The following is a 20,138-nucleotide window of genomic DNA, read 5'->3' on the forward strand; positions in this document are numbered from 1 at the left end:
CGGCCGGGTGTCGTCTCCGCATCCGCGTCCATGTGACGCGGACAAGTGCGCGGGAGCGGCTGTGCTGCCGGTCGTCGGGCCTTTCAGCGCAGCTGATCCGCCACCACGGCCCAGACCTCCCCCGCTCCGGCGACGAAGCCCGCCCAGTACGGTTCTTTCAGCCTGATGGGCGGAATGTGGGTGACCTTCTCGTTCTTCTTGTCGGACATGAACGGGAACAGGCTCCGAAGCGGAGGACCGTCTCGTCGTGCGGGGTCGTAGAAGGCCATGTGCTGCAGTTCGGCCGCCGTGGCGTAGTCCTTGGCCCAGGCGATGCCGTCGGCATGGCCTTCCCCGCGCATGTCACGATCGCTCTTCCGGCTCTCGCGATCCTTGTCGTCGACCGTGCCACGAAGGCGTTCGACCACGGCGGCGATGTCGCCCATGAGGCCTTCCTTCGCCCGCTCCCGCTCGACCGCGTCCAGCAGGGCCTTCTGACAGATCGCCGAAATGGGCAGGTCACGAGCCCGGACCTGCTCCGCCAGGCTGTCGGGAACCGAGATGTTCATACGCATGCCACACCCCTATGGCGTCATCCAAACCCAACACGTTGACCTTACACACGCGTTGTGTAATCCCGCAACGGCCAGTCGTCTCACGGCACTTCGGCTTCCATCTGTCGGGCCGCCGCCGCTGGAAGCGGAGTTGAGGATCACGCGCCGCCTTCTGCGTGCCCGCTGCGGCTGGCGCCTCATGCGGTCCCACAGGCCTCGTCGACAGATGGTCCGCGCGCTCGAATCACCGCGCCGCACCGGCCCGGCCTACGCCTGGGCCGGTCCGGTACCCGGTCGCGACCCGATCGTGCCCACGCGCTCACGGCCCGAACTCCCTTCCCTGCGGCGTGCCTTCCGTACAGGGGTCGGTGCGACGCCCTCGACGACGGTGTTGCTGATGGTGCCGATCCCCTCGACGCTCATGGTGACGGTGTCACCGGGGATGAGGGGCGTGAGCTCCAGAACGCCGGTGCGGCCCCAGAGTTCGGCCAGGCAGCCGCCGTTGCCGCAGGTGCCCGAGCCCAGGACGTCACCGGGGCGGACCCACGTGCCGCGGGAGGCGTAGGCCACCATCTCCTCGAACGTCCAGGCCATGGAGGTCAGTCGGTCCTGTCCGATCGTCTCGCCGTTGACGTGGACGGTCAGAGCGAGGTCGAGGAAGCCTTCCTGGTCGCGGTGGGGTTCGAGTTCGTCGGTGGTGACCAGCCAGGGGCCGAGGGTGGTGGCGGTGTCCTTGGCTTTGGCCGGGCCGAGTTTCACCCTCATCTCCCGGCCCTGGAGGTCGCGCGCGGACCAGTCGTTGAGGATCGTGTAGCCGACGATGTGCTCGCGTGCCTGCTCGGGGGTGAGGTCCCGGCCCTCCTTGCCGATGACGGCGGCCACTTCGAGTTCGAAGTCGAAGCGACCGCAGCCGGGTGGGACGGGTACGTCGTCGTGCGCGCCGATCATCGCGTACGGGTTGGTGAAGTAGAACGCGGGCGCGGCGTACCACTCGTCGGGCACCGTGTCGCCGTATCCCTGCGCCACGCCCGCGACATGGCTCTCGAACGTCATGAAGTCCCGGACCGTCGGCGGCTGGAGAGGCGGCAGCAGCCGTACTTCGGTCAGTGCCACGGGCTGCGAGCCGGTGCGGGCCCGCTCTCCCGCCTCGCGCAGCGGCTCCGCTCCCTCCGCGATGAGTTCGTGCAGTTCCACCGGGTGGGGGAAAGGGTGGATCCGGTCGCCGGCGACGATGCCGGACCGTCGCTTTCCGTCGTGGACGAAGGTGGCGAGCTTCATTCCGCGCTCTCCTGTGATCGGACCGGGTGGGTGGCTCCGGGTCGGAGTCCGACGAAGACCGCCGCGATCACGGCGGCGGTCGCGCAGGCCGCGGCTGTGAGCAGCAGGGCGTTGTCGTAGCCGTGGGCCAGCGCGTCCGAGGTGTAGGGCGCGAGTCTGGCACTGAGCGGGCCCAGGTCGGCGGTGTGCAGGGCCAGCGGTCCGCCCGCGTCCAGGACCGCGCCGACGATGCCGTGTTCCTTGGGGGTGAGCGCGGCGCCGGCGAGGTCGCCGGTGAGGCGGTCGGCGGCCATGCCGAGGGCGACGGCACCGACGACGGCCGGGCCGAGGGTCTGGCCGAGGTCGCGGACCAGGCTGGTGGTGGCGCCTGCCATGCCGGTCAGGCCTGGCGGTACGACGTTGACGGCGGCGGCGGTGAGCGCGGCGACGACCAGGCCGAAGCCGACGCCGTTGAGGACCAGCGGCCCGAGCAGGGGAAGCAGCCCGGTCTCCTGGACCGGCACCGCGCGCAGCCACAACTGGGCGGTGGCCAGGGAGACGAAGCCGGTGACGAGCATGGGTCCGGGGCCGACGTGGTGCAGCAGCCGGGCCAGCAGGGGCCAGATGAACGGCGTGATGCCCTGGATGATCACGAAGGGTATCGCCGCGCGCAGCGGGCTCTGGTGCTGGATGACTCCCAGCCGGATGCTCAAGTCGTAGGCGCCGCCGAGGAAGCCGAACATGCCGATCACCGCCATCGCGGCGGACGCGGCGAAGGCCCGTATGCGGAAGAGTTCGAGGCGCAGCATCGGGGCGGCACTGCGGTTCTCCACGGCCACGAATGCAGCGATGAACACCACGAAGGCGACGAAGGAGAGCACGACCGGTGCCGAGCCCCAGCCGTCCGAGGGGCCCTGGATGATGCCGTGGAGCAGAGCGAGCATGGCCACGGCGATGCAGATCTGACCGGGCCAGTCCAGTGAGCGTCCCTCAGGTGCGCTGGACTCGGACGCCAGCAGCCAGGCGGCCGCGGCGGTGATCACGGCGATCACTCCGGTCGCCCCGAACGCCCACTGGAACGAGGCGTGTTCGACGATGGCGCCGGACAGGAGCGGGGCGATGAGGGCGCCCAGGGACAGGGCCGTGGTCCAGGAGGCGAGTCCCTTGGCACGCGTGGCCGGTGTGGTGGTGACGGCGGTGATCATCGTGAGCGAGGCCGGGAAGAGCGCGGCGGCTCCGATGCCGGAGATGGCCTGACCGGTGATCAGTTGGGCCGGGGAACCGGAGGTGGCGGAGACCAGGTACCCGACGGCGGCCAGCAGTGAGGCGCCCACCAGCAGTTTCTTGCGGCCGTAGAGGTCGCCCAGGACGCCGAACGTCAGGGCGAGCACGGCTGCGGGGACCAGGAACGCGTCGCTGATCCAGGTCAGTTGGGAGCCGGACGCCTGGAGGCTGCGCTGGATGACGCCGTTGATCGCGGCGGGCAGGACCAGCCCGATCTGGGCGAGGCAGACGGCCAGGCAGCCGGCGACGATCGTGCCGGTGTGCCGGGTGCGGGCTTCGGGTGCGGTGAGGGACGGTGCGGTCGGTGGGGTGCAGGCAGGGGTGGCGGCCATGGCTTCTCCTTTGAAGGCCGGCGCATGCGCATGTCGGGGACTGGCGGTCGGGGGGGCGGAACTGTCAGGCGTCGGCCGACAGTTCGGCCATGCAGCCGAAGAGGCCGGGGCCGTCGAGCGGGGGCAGTGAGGGGTCGAGCTCCCGGTAGACGGTGTGGACGTTGACGGCGAGGCGCTCGCTCTCGCCCAGGTCGGCGAAGCGGCCGAGTCGGATGTCGTGCGCGGCGTCCATCACCGGCATGCCGGCGCTGAACCGGAGGCCGGCCTGTTCATGGACGTGCGCGAGGTAGTCGCGGATCTCGCGGACGGCTCGTTTGGTGGTGACCGGTCCGTGGCCGGGCACGATGATGTCGGCGTCGAGGTCGAGCAGCAGGTCGCAGGCGTCGAGCCAGCGGGCGAAGGGGCCGTGCCAGACGACCGGGGTGGCGCCGGCGAAGACGATGTCGCCGGTGTAGACGACCCCGGCCCGCGGGACGTGCACGAGCGTGTCCCCGGCGCTGTGCGCGGGGCCCACATCGATGAGGTGGACCTCCGTGCCGCCGATGTCGAGGGCCGTCTCGCCGTCGAAGGTCCGGGTGGGCAGGACCGGTTCGAGGTCTGTGAAGTCGAAGCGCCCGAAGATCCGGCGGGCGAAGCGGCCGGTCCGGTTGTCCATGCCGGTCAGCGCGCGCATCTCGGCCGGCCCCACCTGCCGCATGTCCGCGAGCGATCCGCGGGCCGCGATGATCTCGGCGTGGGCGACGAACTGGTTGCCGAACCAGTGGTCGCCGTTTCCGTGGGTGTTGACCACGGTGGCGATCGGCGCTGTCGCGGTGAGCGGTGTCAGCGCGTCCAGCATGGCTCCGGTCAGCCGCAGGTCGTAGAGCGTGTCGACGAGCAGTGAGGTGCCTCGGCCGGTGATCAGCCCGGCGTTGCTCATGCCCCAGCCGTCGGCGCCCGCGATCCAGGCGTGGCAGCCGTCGCGCAGCGGGGTCCAGCCTGTGGGAGAGGTGGCGGAAGCCATCGTGCCTCCTTGACGCGTCCCACGGCTATGACAGTGAGACTTGAATCCATTGATGGACTAGAGTCCACCAATGGCCAGGAATCTAGAGACCTGCCGGGTGGAGGTCAAGAGGCGGGAGGCGTTGTGCTGTACTGGGCGCCATGAAGATCCCTGACACGACGGCCGCGACCGAGGGCGGCGCGACGGTCGGACGCCAGGAGCGCAGGCGCCGCAAACTGCACGACCACCTCTACGACACGGCCGTCGGTCTCTTCGTGGCCCACGGGTTCGAGACGACCACCATGGAGCAGATCGCCGAGGCCGCCGACGTGGCCCGCGCCACCGTCTTCAACCACTACGCGCAGAAGGTCGGCTTCCTGGAGGAGTGGGGCGCCCGGCGCCGGGCCCGCGTCGGCGAGATCCTCGGCGCGCAGCACGCGGAGAATCTTCCCGTCGACGACCGGCTACGGCGCTACCTGGAGGAGATGGCGGACCTCAACATCGCCTCCCGCGCGGAGACTTCCGTACTGATGGACGCCTCGGCGCGCTACGGCCGCCTCCTCCAGGACCCGTCGCTGGAGGTCGATCTCGCACGGATCGTCGAGGAAGGCCTGCGGCGGGGAGAGATCAGGGCGGACGTCGACTGCGGCCAGGCCGGTGCGCTGCTGGCCATGTGCTACTTCTCCACGATCCTGCGCTGGATCCGCGAGGAACCGGCCCCCTTCGACCTCCAGGAGCGACTCGGCGGTGCGCTCGACATCGTCCTGACGGGCCTCCTGGTCCGGCGGGGAGAGAACGGAAAGCCCTGACAGCGCAGCGCAGCACTCGCCGGTCTCGGCCTGGTGGTCCACCGCCCACGGACCCGGCACGGCGATGCGCGGGCCATGGGCCGAACGGCAGGAGATGTCCGCGTCCCCGCCGAGCCGCCGGCCTCCTCGCGCGGCCGAGTCAGCCGGCGTCCGCCGAACCCGGCGCCGGTGGCCGGGGGGTGACCAGCCCGCTCTGGTAGGCGGCCACAACGAGCTGGGCGCGGTCGCGAGCGTCCAGTTTGGTCATGGCGCGTTGGATGTGGCTGCGCACGGTGAGCGGACTCAGGACCAGCCACTCGGCGATCTGGGCGTTGGACCTGCCGTGCGCGGCCAGGGTCACGACCTCGCGTTCGCGATCGGTCAGGGTCTTGACGGCGGCGGGGAGGGCGAGCAGGGCGTCGGTGTCCGGGGTGGCCAGGAACCGGGTGATCAGCGCCCGGGTGGCGGCGGGCGACAGGAGCGCCTCGCCGCCCGCGACGGTGCGGATGCTCGACAGCAGGACGTCGGGGCTGACGCCTTTGCCGAGGAAGCCGCTCGCGCCGGCGCGCAGGGCCTTGGCCACGTTCTCGTCGTTCTCGAAGGTGGTGAGCACGAGGACGTGGGTGTCCGTCAGTTCGGGCCGGGCGCAGATCGCGGCGGTGGCCGCGACTCCGTCGAGATGCGGCATCCGGATGTCCATGACGACCACGTCGGGACGGTGCTCTTCGGTGAGTTCGACGGCCTCCCGCCCGTCGGCGGCCTCCGCGATCACCGTCAGGTCCTCGGCCGAGTCGATGAGGATGCGGAAGGTGGCCCGGAGCAGCGCCTGGTCGTCGGCGAGCAGAACACGGATGGTCATGGCGCGGGACTTTCGTCGGGGCTGTCGAGGGGCGTGTCGAACGGCAGGGTGCAGAGGACCTCGAAGCCGCCCTGGGCACGGTGGCCCGCGTGGAAGGTGCCGCCCACCGAAGTGGCCCGCTCACGCATGCTGACCAGGCCGAACCCGCTTCCCGGACCGGGCGGGGCGAAGGTGTGGCCGGCGGCGGTGGCGTTGGCGACGGTCAGGCTCAGCCGCTGGGGCGTGTAAGCGAGCCGTACGTCGGCGGTGCTCCCTGAGCCGTGCTTGGTGACGTTGGTCAGCGCCTCCTGGAGGATGCGGTAGGCCGTCAGATCGAGTACGGGCGTGAGCGACCCCCGCTCCCCCTCGACGGTGACGGTGACCTGGAGGCCCGCCGCAGCGCAGGAGTCGACCAGTTCGGGCAGCCGCTCCAGTCCCGGCGCGGGGTCCAGGTCGTCGGCGGGGTCGGTGTCCTGCCGCAGGAGTCCGACGGTGATCTTGAGTTCGCGCAGGGCGGCGGCCGTCGTCTCCGGGAGCTTGTCGATGATCTCCTGGGCCTGCTCGGGCCGGGTCCGCACCAGGTGCTTCACGGCTCCGGCCTGGGCGTCCGCCAGGGTCAGGTGGTGGGCGACCACGTCGTGCAGTTCGCGCGCGATCCGCATGCGCTCCTGGACGACCCGGTGCCGTGCCTCCTCCTCGCGCTGCCGGTCGGCGTGTTCGGCGCGGGCCACGGCGTACTCCCGGCGCACCCGCCGGTGGCCGCCGAGGGCCGCGCAGAGCAGGATCCACGCGGTGGGGTTGACGACGGCGAAGGCCACCGAGTCCAGGAAGGAGGGGAAGACCAGGCCGCCGACGACCACGCAGCCGGTGACGATCAGGGCACTGTTCCACCCGGTGCGCCGGGACGTGCGCAAGCTCGTCTCGTACTGCGCGACCAGCAGCGGGCCCATCAGCAGGGGCGTCAGGAGGTAACCCAGGGCGCCCACGACGATCGTGCACGACGCCGTGACGGCGAGGACGGGCAGCGGATGGTGCCGCCGCCGGTTCAGGGCGGCACAGGCGAGCGCGCACAGGACGATGCCGGGCCACAGGACCAGAGGGCCGGGGGACAGGGCGCGGGTAGCCAGGACGCCGGAGACGGTGACGGCGAACAGGAGGACCAGTACCGCGAGGTCGAGCGCCCTGGGACGGGCCGCCGCCCGGTGCCGCCAACTGGTACTCATCACGCTCCGAAACACGTCAGGGAACAGCCATGCTCACACATCGTGTGGGTGGCGGCGCCGGGCTGCCCGGCGCCGCCACCCTCCCCCCGCCACGATCCGTCAGACCCGCGCCGGCTCCTGGCACACGCTCTCGCCACCCGTCACAGGCGGCAGTGTCGTGAGCCCGGCCCCCTCCACGTCGACGCGGGGCAGCACCCGGTCCAGCCAGCCCGGCAGCCACCACGCCCTGTCGCCCAGCAGCGCCAGCACGGCGGGCACCAGCGCCATCCGTACGACGAACGCGTCGAACAGCACCGCCACGGCGAGCCCGAACCCGATCGTCTTGATCATGGACTCCCCGGACCCGACGAATCCGGAGAACACCGCGATCATGATCACCGCAGCGGCGACGACCACCCGCGCACTGTGCCGGAACCCCGAGACGACGGCGTCGGTGGCGCGGTCGCCGTGGACGTACGCCTCCCGCATCCGTGCGACCAGGAACACCTCGTAGTCCATCGCCAGGCCGAACACGATGCCCACCAGGAAGATCGGCATCAGACTCATGATCGGACCGGCCTGCTCCACGCCCAGCACCTGCGCGCCCCAGCCCCACTGGAAGACCGCGACCACCGAGCCGAGGGCGGCCAGCACCGACAGCAGGAACCCGAACGCCGCCTTGACCGGTACGAGCACCGACCGGAAGACCACCAGGAGCAGCAGCAGCGCCAGGACGACGATGACGGCCAGGTAGGGCACCAGCGCGGCCTGGAGGGCCTCGGCGACGTCGATGTTCATCGCGGTGCTGCCGGTGACCTCGAAGGTCGCCCCCGTCCCGCGCTCCAGGGCGGCGCGTTCCGAGCGGATGGCACGGACGAGGTCCTTGGTGTGCTCGTCGTTCGGGCCGGTGGCCGGGACCGCCGAGAAGAGCGCGGTGTCGCCCGCCTTGTTGAACTGCGCGGAGGAGACGGACACGACCCCGTCGGTGGCGCCGATCTCCTTGGCGATCTCCGTCACGGCCGCCTTGGCGTCGGTCGCGTCCCGGGCGTCGACGACGAGGGTCAAAGGGCCGTTGAAGCCGGCGCCGAAGCCGTCCGCGAGGGCGTCGTAGGCCCGGCGTTCCGTCGACGAGACGGGCTTGGACTCGGCGCCCGGCATGCCCATCTCCAGGCTCGCGGCGGGCAGGGCCAGCACGCCAAGGCCCGCGACGGATACGACCAGCACGGCCACCGGGCGGCGCAGCACGAAGCGCGCCCAGCGGGTTCCGCCGTTTCCGGTCGCGGCGGGGGCCGCCGGCTTCTTGCGGGTGCGGCGGGAGAGCACCGCATCCGGCCACATGCCCAGCAGCGCCGGGACGAGGGTGAGGGCCACGAGCACGGCGACGACCACGGCGCCCGCCGCGCACAGACCCATCTTCGTCAGCATGGGCACGCCGACCACCGTCAGGCCCGCCAGTGCGATGACGACGGTCAGCCCGGCGAAGACCACGGCGGAGCCTGCCGTGCCGACGGCGAGTCCGGCCGCCTCGGCCGACGCATGGCCGTTCGCGCGCTCCTCCCGGTAGCGGGAGACGACGAAGAGGGCGTAGTCGATGCCGACCGCGAGTCCGAGCATCGAGGCGAGCGTGCCCGTGGTCAGGGACAGCCCGAAGACGTCGGCCGAGGCCATGATCGCGGCCATGCTGGTCCCGACGCCGAGCACGGCGGTGAGCAGCGGCAGCCCGGCCGCGGCGAGCGAGCCGAAGGTGATCAGCAGGATCACCGCGGCGAGACCGATGCCGATGGCCTCGGCGCTGCCGCCCGCGGCGGGCTGTTCGGCGAGGGCGGTGCCTCCGACCTCCACGGTGAGGCCGGACGCGCGCGCCTCGCCGACGGCCTTCTCCAGGGCGGCCTTGTCGGTGTCGGTGAGGTCGGCGGCCTTCACCTCGTAGTTCACGGTGGCGTAGGCGGTGGAGCCGTCCTTGCTCACCGCGCCCGCGGTGAATGGGCTCACGGCGTTCTGGACCTCGGGCTCGCCGGACGCCTCCGTCACGAACGCGTCGATGGCGGCCCGGTTGCCGGAGGCGGTCACCTTCTCTCCGGCGGGCGCGACGAACACGATGCGTGCGGTGGCGCCGTCGGCGTCCGTGCCGGGGAAGCGCTCCCCGATGAGGTCGAACGCCTTCTGCGCCTCGATGCCGGGCATGAACGACGTGCCGTCGTCGGACGGGGCCGGAGCCAGGGCGGCGCCGACCCCGGCACCGCCGAGGATCACCGCCCACAACAGCACGACGAGCCAGCGGCGCCGGAAGGCCGTGCGGCCCAGACGGTAGAGCGAGGTAGCCACGGGAAGCGGTTCTCCAGGTGAGGTCTCGGGTGGACGACCAGCCTGGCGGGACGGGGGGTGCGGCCACATCGTGCGCGTGCTCGCAATCCCGCTTGGTGTCCCTGCATGAGCCGGTGCGCCGCTGTCCTCCTCCGGGAGGAGGGGCTGTTCCGGCCCCGGGATGACTCCGCGCGGCATGGCCGCGTTCTCGGCACCGGCTCTTGACGGGCGACCACGACAGGCGCTTCGATCGTCTATCGATAGAACTTAATCGATTTCATTGGGAGAGCCGCGTGCGAAACCTGGGCCTCCGGCCTTGTTCCGTTCGCGTCCTCCCGTCCCGACGTCCTCTCTTGCGCAGGAGACACCTTGCAGTCGAGAACCTGTCCCGTCATCCGGCTCCGCTGCGCGTCGGGGCGGGTGTGACATGGGTGCGTTCGACGGAATGAGAGCCCTGGTCACCGGTGGGGCGTCCGGCATCGGGCTGGCCACCGCACGCAGACTGACGGCCCTGGGCGCTCACGTTGCGGTCCTGGACCTGCGGCCGCCCCCCGAGGACCAACTCCTCCACGTCCAGGGCGATGTGAGTGACACCCCCTCGGTCACGGCGGCCACGCGCGCGGCGGTAGAGGCTTTCGGTGGACTCGACATCCTGGTCAACAACGCCGGAGTCGGCGCCCAGGGCCGTGTGGAGGACAACTCCGACGAGGAGTGGCACCGAGTCCTGAACGTCAACGTCGTGGGACATGTCCGGGCGACCCGCTCGGTTTTGCCGAGCCTGCGCGCCTCATCGTGCGCGGCGATCGTGAACGTGGCGTCCATCGCGGCGACCGCGGGCCTTCCCGACCGCGCCCTGTACTCGGCGGCCAAGGGCGCCGTCCTGTCGCTGACCCTGGCCATGGCAGCCGATCTCCTGGCCGACGGCATCCGCGTGAACGCGGTGAACCCGGGAACAGTCAACACCCCATGGGTGGAGCGGCTGTTGGAGAGCGCCGACGACCCCGAGCAGGAACGAGCAGCCCTGGCGGCACGGCAGCCCCATGGACGCCTCGTCGACCCCGAGGAGGTGGCCGAGGCCATCTGTTACCTCGCCTCGCCCGCGGCCGGTTCCGTCACCGGAACCGCGCTCGCGGTCGACGGAGGCATGGCCGGACTGCGGCTGCGCCGGAAGGACTGACCCGGTGGACTCGCAGCCGGCCACGCCCTGGCGCATCGACGCGCACCACCACGTGTGGGACCTGGCAGTCCGCGATCAGCCCTGGACACGGAACCTCCCGGCCCTGAACCGCAGTTTCGGCATGGCCGACCTGCGCCCCCACCTGCGCGGGGCGGGAATCGACGCCACAGTGGTGGTGCAGACCTCGGCCGTGGCCGACGAGACCGCCGATCTGCTCGCCCTGGCTGCTCGGGACGAGCACGTGCGGGCCGTCGTCGGCTGGACGGACGTGACCGATCCGGGAATCGGGGAGGCACTGGACCGGCTCCGGGAGGGTCCAGGGGGCGCGCTGCTGGTGGGTGTCCGCCACGCGGTCCAGGAGGAGACGGATACCACGTGGCTGCACCGCGACGAGGTGCGCCGGGGTCTGCAAGCGATCGGGGCCGCCGGGTTGGTCTACGAACTGCTGGTCCGCGCCGACCAGTTGCCCATGGCGGTACGGGCCGTGGAGGAGCTGCCCGAGGTGCGCTTCGTGCTCGACCACGCCGGCAATCCCGACATCGCGCCGGACGCCCTGGCACCCTGGGCCGCGTCCATGATCCGCCTGGGCCGCTGCGCCAACGTCACCGTCAAGCTCTCCGGCCCGGTCACCCGCTCCCCCGCACCCCGCACGCGCCACCTCGCGCCGTACGCGGACGTACTCCTGGAGCAACTGGGCCCGGACCGGCTGATGTTCGGCTCCGACTGGCCGGTCTGCCTGCTCGCCGCCTCCTACGAGCAGACGGTCGCTGTCGCCGCATCACTGACGGCCCGGCTCAGCCCGCACGAGCAGTCCGAGGTGTACGGCGGGACGGCGGCGCGCTGGTACGGGATGAAGCGCTCCGCCGGCCGGAGCCCGATCCACTAGCTTGCCTGGCTCAGCAACGCGATCGCCCAGGGCCGGAGCCTCGCCTCGACGTCGAGGACGCCGTCGTCGGAGACGGTGTGCCAGGTGACCGCGCCCTGCCCGGCCTCCGCACGGATCGCGTCGATGTCGGCCCTGGACGGATTGCCGTCGCCGCCTCGTCTGGTCCACTCGGCCATCGCCCAGCCGTGCCGGTCGTCGACCACCTCCAAGGTGTAGGTCGCACCGGCCGTCAGTCCGGCGAGGCGCAGGGTCAGGCTCTTCGGCCGGCCCGTCGCCAGGGTGCGTTCAGCGATGTCCCGGGTACCGAACGACGCAGGGACCGACAGGGAGACCTCCTGCGGATAGTGGACGGCAAGGGCGGACACCGCGGTGCCGCGCCTGGTGACCACGAGCCCCTCTTCGCGGTGGACGAGCCGGTCGCCCAGCGCGTTCAGCATGCGATAGGCGTGCATGGTGGGCTTGGGTATGCCGTTCTGGTTGAGCATGCCGAACCCGCCGTGGAAGGGATCCCGGCCCGCGCCCTCTTCTTCGAAGACGTCGGTGAAGGTCCAGTAGGCGAGGCTGTCGACCAGGCCGATGGACGTGAGCACCGAGCGGACCACGAACGCGGCGGCCTGCGGGTAGTCGTGGGTGAAGTCGCGCGAACTGGAACTGGAACTCCACTCGGTGAGGTGGATCTCGGCCTGCGGATAGGGGCCGGCGTCGACGATCTCCCGCACCAGACGCAGATCGGTCGGCGTGGCGTCGACGCCTCGGGTGAGCTTGCGGCCGTTGCCGTGTCCGTCCAGCGCCCAGTCCGTCGGATACGGATGGCACGAGACGAAGTCGACCGGAAGCCGGTGGCCGGCGCAGAACCGCAGAAACTCCTCCAGCCACACCGGCCGCCAGTCGAGGGCGTCCAGGTCGGCGGCGGTGAGTACCGTCTCGTGCTGCGTGGTGTCCTCGGTCTCGCCGTCGAAGCGGGCGTCCGGAACGAAGTTGCTCGTCGCCGGGCCTCCGACGCGCAGCCTGGGATCGACCGACTTCACCGCCTCGGCCGTCACCCGGTACAGCTCGAAGTACTCGCTGCGGGTACCGCGGAAGAAGGGGCCGAGGTTCGGCTCGTTCCACACCTCGAAGTACCACGCGCGCACCTCGTCGATCCCGTAGCGCCCGACCCAGTGCTCGACGGTGGCGCGTACGAGCGCGGCCCACTTCTCGTGGTCCGTGGGCGGCGACCCGTTGGCGCCCCACCAGAAGACGGTCGCCTTCTCGCGGGCGAGTTCCGGAGGGCAGAAGCCGAGTTCGACGAACGGGCGCATCCCGGCAGCGAGGATCGCGTCGAACAGCAGGTCGACGTAGTGGAAGGAGGGCGCCACCTCACCGTCGGTCTCCTGGTAGACGAACATGTCCCCGTGGAAGAGGCCGTGGAAGCGGACGTAGTCGAAGCCACCGAGCCGGTGCGCCTGGGTCAGCTGGCTCTGCCAGTCGGCGCGCAGTCCCTCGTTGGCCCGCCCCGCGCCGACGACCCGGCTCCAGAAGTGGTCCAGCGGCACGTGCGGAGCGTCGGTGAGATCAAGGGTCAGTCGCACGAACGGCTCCCGTGACGGTGGGCGGTCGCGCCGGCCCGACGGTCATCGCCTTCCGGTCCTCCGGGACGCGTGAGTCTCATGGATCTCCTGTTCTTTACGGTCGGTTCGGGATTCAGGCGGGAATCAGGCCGGCGGCGACGAGTGCGTGCCACAGGCCGTCCAGCGGGCGGGGGTCCTGTGCCATGCGCGCGTTGGCGAGGATCTGTCCGGCGCTGTCCGCGCCGACGACGACCGACGCCACCAGCGGGTCGCGCGCCGCATAGGCGAGGGCCGCCCGCGGCAGCGTCGTGCCGGCCGCCGCGGCCAGCTCCGCCAGTCGCCGCGCTCGCGCCAGCAGCGCGCCGGGGGCTGCCCGGTACTCGTAGCGCGCGTCCGGGGCGGGCCGGTCCTGCGCGAGCATTCCGGAGTTGAACACCCCGGCGTTGAGCACGGAGATGCCGGCCGCGCGGGCGGCCGGGATCACCTTCGTGAGCGCCGGCTGTTCCAGGAGGGTGTATCTCCCAGCGATCATGATCGTGTCCAGCTCGGCGCGGTCGGCGAAGGCGGTGAGTGCCGTCAGGTCGCCCGTGCCGACGCCGATCGCGCCGACCACGCCCTCCTCACGCAGTCGTACGAGCGCCGGAAGCCCGGTGCCGAGCGCGTCCGTGAGCCGTTCCTGGGGGTCGTGCAGGAGCGCGATGTCGAGCCGGTCCAGGCCCAGCCGTCCGAGCGAATCCTCGACGCTGCTGCGGACGCCGGCCTCGGTGAAGTCCCAACTCCGTTCGGGTTCACCCCTGTTGCCGGTCCTGATCAGCCGGCCGACTTTGGAGCTGAGCACGTACTGTGCCCGCGGCCGTGAGCGCAGCGCGTGGCCGAGCCGCTTCTCCGCCAGACCGAGTCCGTAGTGCGGTGCGGTGTCGAAGTAGCGGATGCCGGCTTGCCAGGCGGCGTCCACGATCGCTGTCGCACGCTCCTGCGACATGGCCTCGTAGAGGTCGCCGAGCTGGGCGGTGCCCAGTCCGAGCGCCGTCACCCGCACTCCGGAGGAGCCGAGTTCGCCGTACCTCATGCGGCTCCCCCGCCCGCCGGCCGGATGCGACGGCCGGTCACCGTGCGGGGGACCGCGTCTGGTTGTCGCGCCATGTCTCGTACTCGGCGCGGCTGTTGGAGCTGAGCGGGTAGTAGTCGGAGAGCCGGGCGCCCTGTTCCAGGCGCATGCGGCTGAACGACTCCCAGTCCTCGTGGTCCTCGGCGTCCTGGATGAGCTCCAGCGCCTTGCCGGCCGGCACGATCACGGCACCGTCGTCGTCGGCGACGACCACGTCACCGGGCAGGCAGAGCACGCCGCCCGCCGCGACGGGTACGTCGTAGGCCCAGGGGAAGAGGTCGGTCTGGGACGCGTAGTGCGGGGTGGTGCCGGTGCACCAGATCGGTACGCCGAGCTGCCGGACTCTGGCGGCGTCCCGGATCCGGCCGTCGACGACGATCCCCGCACCGCCGCGGCGCTTGAAGTAGCGCACGAGCATGTCGCCGAAGCAGCCGGTGAACGAGCTGCCCCAGGCCTGGACGACGAGCACGTCACCGGGCTGAACCGTCTCCAGGACCGCCCAGAGCGCCGTGTCCCGCTCGACGTACTCCTGGCCCAGGCCGCTCGCGACGTCCTCGCGCTGCGGCATGAACTGGAGGGTGAGAGCCGAGCCGACGACCCGGCTTCCGGTCTCCAGCGCCGTGGGCCCCTGGACGGCCGTGCGCGTGACGCCCATGGAGTGCAGTTTCGCGCATGCCGTCGCCGCGCTGATCCCTTCCATGCGGCGGAGGTGATCGGCGTCGGCGCGCTCGAAGGCCTCGCCGCGAACGGGCAGCGGCCACACTTCCGACGTCAGGTTCTCGGTGTCCATCAGGTGTCTCTCCGGGGTGTGGGTCGGGTGAAGCTGGTGTGGGCCGGTGTCTGTGCGCGCCGGGTGATCTCCAGCCGCAGGGAGATGCGGTGCAGCGGGGGAAGCGCGATCAGCAGGCGGGACGATCCGACCGGCGCCTCGGCCTGCCGTGTCCGCGGATCGGGGACGAGATAGCCGCGGGAGTCGCCGGGACGGTCGTCGGCCCGCTGGTCGAAGACCGCACGGTCGATGCGGTCCTCTCCGAACGCGCCTGCCTGGACGACGACTTCGCGCCGTGCGGCCGGGTCGAGGTTGACCAGCTCCAGGCGCACGCCGTCGGCATCGGCCTCGCGTACCAGCGCGGCCACGTCGTCCGGCAGGCCGGGGCGCCCGCGCAGCGCGTCGCCGAAGGTGACCCTCGCCAGCGCGAGTCCTCCGTTGTAGAGGGCGGGCGGGGCGCCGGTGACGAGCTGGGTGAGGACTTCGGTGACGACCGGGTTGAGCCGTTGCCACCAGTGGATGTCGTCGTCGGGTGGTCCGTACGGCGTCTCCCGCATCAGGGCCAGCCGTCGTGCCACCTGGCCCAGTGCGAGCCCGAGGGCGTCCTCGGGATACCGGGGGTTGCGGCCGAGCAGGAACGACACCCAGGGTGCCTCGTGTCCCTGCTCCTCCTTGTCCTGGAACCACTTGGTGTCCCGCCAGTCGAAGCCGGCGTCCTCCTCCAGCGATTCCAGTCGCTTCCTGTCGCCGGCCTCCGAGGTCAGCCACCACAGCCAGACCGGGTAGACCAGCGGGACCGGGTGGAGGTCGAACCAGCCGTCGGAGCCGTGCCGGTAGGGCACCAGCCGGACCGGTACGCCGGGGGCGACGTCCATCTTCTGCGCCCAGCCCCAGCCCATGCTTCCGGCGGTGGCGGCGTCGGCGCGTACGACACTCCGGGCGATGACGGTGTCGAGCGGCGCGCGGGCGAGGTCCAGGCCGGCGGTGCCGCCGGTCACGAGGGTCTCGTTGACGGCGGCGATCATGGCGGCGGACTCGACGGAGTGGAGCCCGTGGGGCCAGGCCCAGCCGTAGTGGCCGCCGTACCAGTGCCCGCCGTGCAGTTCGCCGACGACGCCGGAAGGGCCGACGTTGTCCGGGATCAGGCCGCCGTTCGCCGCCGCGCGCTCGCGCCACGCGCCCACGTACTCGACGACCCAGTCCCCGAGCTCCGGGGCGTGGTCGTAGAGCCAGGCGTTGGTCACCAGCGAGGTGGCGGCGAGGTTGACGGCGGTGTCGCCCCGGCCGAGGCGGTCCTGCATGGCGTCACCCATGCGCCGCGCGTTCTCCTGCGCGTACAGGTCGTCCCAGCGGGTGATGCCGGGAAGGTCGTCGAGCGGCAGTCCGTACGGCTTCATCGCGGCCTGGGTCGCGCTGTACTCGATCCACTCGGTCCCGAGCCCCGGTCGTGGCCCGCCCGATCCGGTGTGCGGGGCGACGATGATCCGCGCGTCGGGGTCGTAGTTGCCGCGGGCCGGGTCCGTGTACAGGCGGGCGAAGCGCAGGGCCCGCTCGCGGAAGTCGCTGTCGTCCGGGTCGGCCGCGCAGATGGCGTAGAAGAAGTTCAGCGACTCGCCCTGGTGGAACCAGTCGTAGCCGACCTCGTACTCGTCGCGGACGAAGCCGAACTCCGTCATCTGCGCGGTCACTCCGGCCCAGTGCTCCTTGACCGCGGGGAGCAGGTCGTCCGCTCCGCCGAGCCGGTAGAGGACGGGCCAGTTGAAGAAGGGTTCGTAGAAGTCGTCGACGCCGTCGCGGTGGTGCATGCGTCCGCCGTAGGTCAGGCGTCCGTCGGGACCGCAGTACGTCGCCGCGAACTCGCGCCACGCCGTGTCGAGCACGGAGAACAGGCGTCGCTCCAGCACCGCCCACAGCGGGGTCTCCCGGATCGGGACGGTCGCCTCGACGCGGGTCGGGTCACCCTGTGTTTCGTCCATCGTCCCTATCCCTTGAGCGCGCCCGCGGTCAGGCCGCCGATGATGCGCCGTTGCATGAACACGTAGAACACGATCACCGGCGCGGTGGCGAGCAGCATGTTGGGATACACGACCGTGTAGTCCGTGGAGAGGCGGCTGATGGCCGCGTACACGCCGGTCGTCACCGTGTAGACCCCCGACTGGGGGCCGAGGATGAACTGCGGATTGACGAAGTCCGTCCACACACCGACCGAGTTGAGGACCATCGCGGTCGCGACGACGGGACGCATGAGCGGGAAGATCACCCGCCAGAAGGTGCCGTAGCGACTCGCGCCGTCGATCCGCGCGGCCTCGTCCAGTTCCCGGGGGACCGTCTGCACGAACGCGACGAACAGGAAGGCGGTGGTGGGAATGGTCAGCGTCGTTTCGAACAGCAGGAAGCCCGGGATCGTGCCGATCAGGCCGAGCGCCTTGAGCACGTAGATCACGGGGATGACGAGGGTCTGGCCCGGGATGAACAGACCGGCCAGCAGGACCAGCAGGACGACCCGGTGGTAGCGGCCGGTTCCGCGCGCGATGGCGTACGACGCGGGTCCCACCACGAGGAGGTTGAGCGCGTTGATCGCGACGACGAACATCAGGGTCGTGCCGTACGCGGCGACCACGTTGAAGTCCGGTGACGTGAGCGCGTGGTGCAGGTACGTCAGCGAGAATCCGCCCGCGGGCCAGCCGAAGGGCCGGTTGAGGATGTCGTGCTGCGACTTGAAGGCGTTGGTCAGCATCAGGTACAGCGGGCCGACCATGACGAGGACCAGAGCGAGGACGGCCAGGGCACGCCCCGCGCGGCGGGCGGTCATGCGGCCACCGCCTGTTCGCTGCGTCGCCGCGCGGCGGTGATCCCGACGGTCACGAGGATGATGACGATCATCAGCACGACCGACTGGGCGGCGCCGTAGCCGAGTTGGGTGTTGTCGAAGGACGACGTGAGGATGGTGTACACGAAGCTCTGGGTCTCTCCTGCGGGGCCGCCGGCGGTCAGGGCGAGGATCAGCTCGTAGACGCGCAGCAGGCCGATGACGACGAGGACCACGTTCACGGTCACGGTCGGCGCGAGCATCGGGAGTTTGACGCGCCAGAAGGTCTGCCACGGGGAGGCGCCGTCGATCCTCGCGGCCTCGATGATGCTGTCCGGCACGGTCTGGAGACCGGCCAGGTAAAGGACCACGTTCACCCCGAAGCTGGACCACACGATCACGCAGGTGACCGTCGCGAGGGCCCAGGTCGGGTCGGACAGGAAGGGCAGTGAGTGCTGGGCGCCGACGACCGCGTTGACCGCGCCGTTGGTGCCGAGGACGGACGACCAGAGGAAGCCCAGGATGACCGGGCCCACCACGTAGGGGTAGAAGACGAGCACCCGCAGGACCGCGTTGAGCCGGCTGTTGCGGTTGAGGAGGAGGGCGACCCCGAGGCCCAGTACGTTGCACACGACGGTGCCGACGAGGGTGATGAGCAGAGTCACGAACGCCGCGTGGCGGACGGCCGGGTCCTTGGTGAGGCGGACGTAGTTGTGGAACCCGACCTGGTGCGGCGGTGTGGTGAAGCCGTTCCAGTCGGTGAAGCTGAGGTACACCGCGATCCCGATCGGTACGACGATCAGGCCGACCACCAGGAGGACCGGTGGAGCCATCATCACGATGTCGGTCGCGGACTCGCGGCGCCGGGCACGGGACCGGGCGGTCCTCGACGGCGGCCGGGTCACGGCCGCGGTCGGGGCGGCGGGCCGGGCGGTGGTGCTACTGGCCCGCATTGTCGTTCCACCAGGAGTCGAGCTTCGCGGCCGCCTCGTCGGCGGACTTGCCGGTGTAGAGCGACTGCACGACCGTGTTCAGTTCGTTGCCGAAGCCGGCGTTCACTCCCGGTCCTGAGGTCCCGGCCACCGTGCCGGGCGCGGTGTCGACGATCTTTCCCACGGCCTCGTCGAGCGCGGTTCCCGGATAGCTGTATCCGGCCCGGAAGTTGCCCTCGGACCTGAGCGACGTCGTGACCGCGTTCTTGTCCGTCACCAGGTACTTGACCAGGGCGAGGGAGAGGGCCTGGTGCTTGGAGGACTTGAGGATCGAGTAGGGCTGGGCCTGGCCGCTCATCTGCTTCGGCGGGGAGCCGTCGGGCGTCGGCGTGGGGAAGGCGCCCACCTTGAACGGCAGGTTCTTCGCCGAGTTGACGCTGGCGTTGAGCCAGTTGCCCATGACGAACATGCCCGACTTGCCGGCGAGGAAGTTGTCGATGGAGGCCTGGTACTTCTCGCCCAGGGAGTTCTTGGGGATCGCTCCGCTCGCGATCCACCCCGCGTAGGCCTTGAGGTAGGTGTCGTAGGCGCTCTTCTTGAAGGTGGCCTTCTTGTCGTTCCGCTCGGCGTACCACGTCGGGTCGTCGCCGAGCAGGGCCGGGTTGGCCATCATCGAGAACTGCGCACCCGTGACCCACTCGCCCGCCGTCTGCAGCGGGACGTATCCGGCCTGCTGCAGCTTGCCGAGGGCCGCCGTGAACTCGGCGAGGGACCTCGGCGCCGTGGTGATGCCGGCCTTCTGGAACGCGGTCTCGTTGTAGTAGACGAGGGACTGGTTCTGCAGACCGGTGGCGACCTGCCAGATCCTGCCGTCCACCTTGGCGGAGTCCGAGAGCGGTGTCGAGGTCACCCAGGACTCGTCGGGGAAGGTCGTCATCTGCTGGGCGACCACGGGGTCGAGGCTGCTGGCGACGATGTCCGGGGCCGATCCCGAGACGAGTTCCTGCTGCAGCGTGGACTGGACGTTCGTACCGGAGGGCGACTCGATGACGACCTTGACGCCGGGATGGCTCTTGACGAACGGAGCGACCAGCCCTTGGTAGTAGGACTTGGTCAGCACCGGGGTGATGTTGGCGAGGATGCGGATGTCGCCTGTCATGCCCCCGCTGCCCGAAGCCGCGGTCGAGGAGGACGAGCAACCGGCCAGTGCCACGACGGCCGTGGCGAGCCCGGCGGCGACGACGGCCTTGGCCCCGCGCGGCGTGGACGGTCGTGCCGGGCGGACGGAGGGCGTCGCCGCTCCGTCGCTGATGAATCCACTGTGTCTCATGGTGACCTCAACTCGATTCTCGGCTATCGATAGAACATATGACGGTGCCCCTTCCCT

At 70.8% G+C, this 20,138-nt stretch carries 17 protein-coding genes; 3 read left to right on the forward strand and 14 right to left on the reverse strand.

Annotation, left to right across the window (positions count from 1 at the left end; genetic code table 11):
* Positions 1 to 83: 83 nt before the first annotated feature.
* The 4 genes from ACIPTO_RS21325 to ACIPTO_RS21340 all read right to left on the reverse strand — a co-directional run bounded on the left by ACIPTO_RS21325 (position 84) and on the right by ACIPTO_RS21340 (position 4,409).
* Positions 84 to 554 carry a type II toxin-antitoxin system CcdA family antitoxin gene (locus tag ACIPTO_RS21325; protein WP_401194473.1) on the reverse strand — a complete coding sequence of 157 codons (471 nt, stop codon included), beginning with the start codon at positions 552 to 554 and terminating at the stop codon, positions 84 to 86.
* A gap of 246 nt (positions 555 to 800) precedes the next feature.
* Entirely contained in the window at positions 801 to 1,811 is a 1,011-nt protein-coding gene (locus tag ACIPTO_RS21330; protein WP_401194475.1) for a fumarylacetoacetate hydrolase family protein, read from the reverse strand.
* The gene (locus ACIPTO_RS21335) at positions 1,808 to 3,406 is read right to left on the reverse strand and encodes an MFS transporter (RefSeq protein ID WP_401194478.1); all 1,599 of its coding nucleotides are present in this window, start codon (positions 3,404 to 3,406) and stop codon (positions 1,808 to 1,810) included. Before ACIPTO_RS21335 ends, ACIPTO_RS21330 begins: the two co-directional genes overlap by 4 nt.
* A gap of 64 nt (positions 3,407 to 3,470) precedes the next feature.
* Positions 3,471 to 4,409, reverse strand: coding sequence for an MBL fold metallo-hydrolase (locus tag ACIPTO_RS21340; RefSeq protein ID WP_401194480.1), 939 nt, complete (start codon positions 4,407 to 4,409; stop codon positions 3,471 to 3,473).
* Positions 4,410 to 4,549: 140 nt separating this feature from the next.
* Between ACIPTO_RS21340 and ACIPTO_RS21345 the strand changes: the two genes are divergently transcribed.
* The gene (locus ACIPTO_RS21345; RefSeq protein ID WP_401194483.1) at positions 4,550 to 5,197 is read left to right on the forward strand and encodes a TetR/AcrR family transcriptional regulator; all 648 of its coding nucleotides are present in this window, start codon (positions 4,550 to 4,552) and stop codon (positions 5,195 to 5,197) included.
* Between the two features lie 139 nt (positions 5,198 to 5,336).
* Here the strand turns inward: ACIPTO_RS21345 and ACIPTO_RS21350 are convergent, their stop codons facing one another.
* From ACIPTO_RS21350 to ACIPTO_RS21360, 3 genes are all read right to left on the reverse strand, one after another.
* Positions 5,337 to 6,035 carry a response regulator gene (locus ACIPTO_RS21350; RefSeq protein WP_401194486.1) on the reverse strand — a complete coding sequence of 233 codons (699 nt, stop codon included), beginning with the start codon at positions 6,033 to 6,035 and terminating at the stop codon, positions 5,337 to 5,339.
* On the reverse strand, positions 6,032 to 7,237 hold the full coding sequence (locus ACIPTO_RS21355; protein ID WP_401194488.1) for a sensor histidine kinase: 1,206 nt from the start codon (positions 7,235 to 7,237) through the stop codon (positions 6,032 to 6,034). Before ACIPTO_RS21355 ends, ACIPTO_RS21350 begins: the two co-directional genes overlap by 4 nt.
* A 99-nt stretch (positions 7,238 to 7,336) precedes the next feature.
* Positions 7,337 to 9,541, reverse strand: coding sequence for an MMPL family transporter (locus ACIPTO_RS21360; RefSeq protein ID WP_401194490.1), 2,205 nt, complete (start codon positions 9,539 to 9,541; stop codon positions 7,337 to 7,339).
* A gap of 424 nt (positions 9,542 to 9,965) precedes the next feature.
* On the opposite strand from ACIPTO_RS21360, the gene ACIPTO_RS21365 reads away from it, so the two are divergent.
* Together ACIPTO_RS21365 and ACIPTO_RS21370 are read left to right on the forward strand one after the other, a co-directional pair.
* Positions 9,966 to 10,697, forward strand: coding sequence for an SDR family NAD(P)-dependent oxidoreductase (locus ACIPTO_RS21365; RefSeq protein WP_401194493.1), 732 nt, complete (start codon positions 9,966 to 9,968; stop codon positions 10,695 to 10,697).
* 4 nt (positions 10,698 to 10,701) lie between these two features.
* Complete coding sequence (locus tag ACIPTO_RS21370; RefSeq protein ID WP_401194496.1) at positions 10,702 to 11,583, forward strand: amidohydrolase family protein; 882 nt, start codon at positions 10,702 to 10,704, stop codon at positions 11,581 to 11,583.
* Here ACIPTO_RS21370 and ACIPTO_RS21375 read toward each other — a convergent pair.
* The 7 genes from ACIPTO_RS21375 to ACIPTO_RS21405 all read right to left on the reverse strand — a co-directional run bounded on the left by ACIPTO_RS21375 (position 11,580) and on the right by ACIPTO_RS21405 (position 20,081).
* Positions 11,580 to 13,154, reverse strand: a complete 1,575-nt coding sequence (locus ACIPTO_RS21375) for a beta-xylosidase (RefSeq protein WP_401194499.1) — start codon at positions 13,152 to 13,154, stop codon at positions 11,580 to 11,582. The two genes, ACIPTO_RS21370 and ACIPTO_RS21375, sit on opposite strands and share 4 nt — an antisense overlap.
* 112 nt (positions 13,155 to 13,266) lie before the next feature.
* Positions 13,267 to 14,202 carry an aldo/keto reductase gene (locus ACIPTO_RS21380; protein WP_401194501.1) on the reverse strand — a complete coding sequence of 312 codons (936 nt, stop codon included), beginning with the start codon at positions 14,200 to 14,202 and terminating at the stop codon, positions 13,267 to 13,269.
* 37 nt (positions 14,203 to 14,239) lie between these two features.
* Complete coding sequence (locus tag ACIPTO_RS21385; RefSeq protein ID WP_366315117.1) at positions 14,240 to 15,031, reverse strand: ribonuclease activity regulator RraA; 792 nt, start codon at positions 15,029 to 15,031, stop codon at positions 14,240 to 14,242.
* Positions 15,031 to 16,986 (reverse strand): hypothetical protein, encoded by a 1,956-nt coding sequence (locus tag ACIPTO_RS21390; RefSeq protein WP_401194503.1) that lies wholly within the window; start codon positions 16,984 to 16,986, stop codon positions 15,031 to 15,033. The genes ACIPTO_RS21385 and ACIPTO_RS21390 overlap by 1 nt, the downstream gene beginning before the upstream one ends.
* 5 nt (positions 16,987 to 16,991) lie before the next feature.
* Positions 16,992 to 17,822 (reverse strand): carbohydrate ABC transporter permease, encoded by an 831-nt coding sequence (locus ACIPTO_RS21395; RefSeq protein ID WP_366315121.1) that lies wholly within the window; start codon positions 17,820 to 17,822, stop codon positions 16,992 to 16,994.
* On the reverse strand, positions 17,819 to 18,772 hold the full coding sequence (locus ACIPTO_RS21400) for a sugar ABC transporter permease (protein ID WP_366315123.1): 954 nt from the start codon (positions 18,770 to 18,772) through the stop codon (positions 17,819 to 17,821). The genes ACIPTO_RS21395 and ACIPTO_RS21400 overlap by 4 nt, the downstream gene beginning before the upstream one ends.
* Positions 18,759 to 20,081 carry an ABC transporter substrate-binding protein gene (locus tag ACIPTO_RS21405; RefSeq protein ID WP_401194507.1) on the reverse strand — a complete coding sequence of 441 codons (1,323 nt, stop codon included), beginning with the start codon at positions 20,079 to 20,081 and terminating at the stop codon, positions 18,759 to 18,761. Before ACIPTO_RS21405 ends, ACIPTO_RS21400 begins: the two co-directional genes overlap by 14 nt.
* Positions 20,082 to 20,138: the final 57 nt, after the last annotated feature.

Origin of the sequence: Streptomyces sp. NPDC090083 (assembly GCF_044747445.1) — a bacterium.
Lineage (GTDB): Bacteria > Actinomycetota > Actinomycetes > Streptomycetales > Streptomycetaceae > Streptomyces.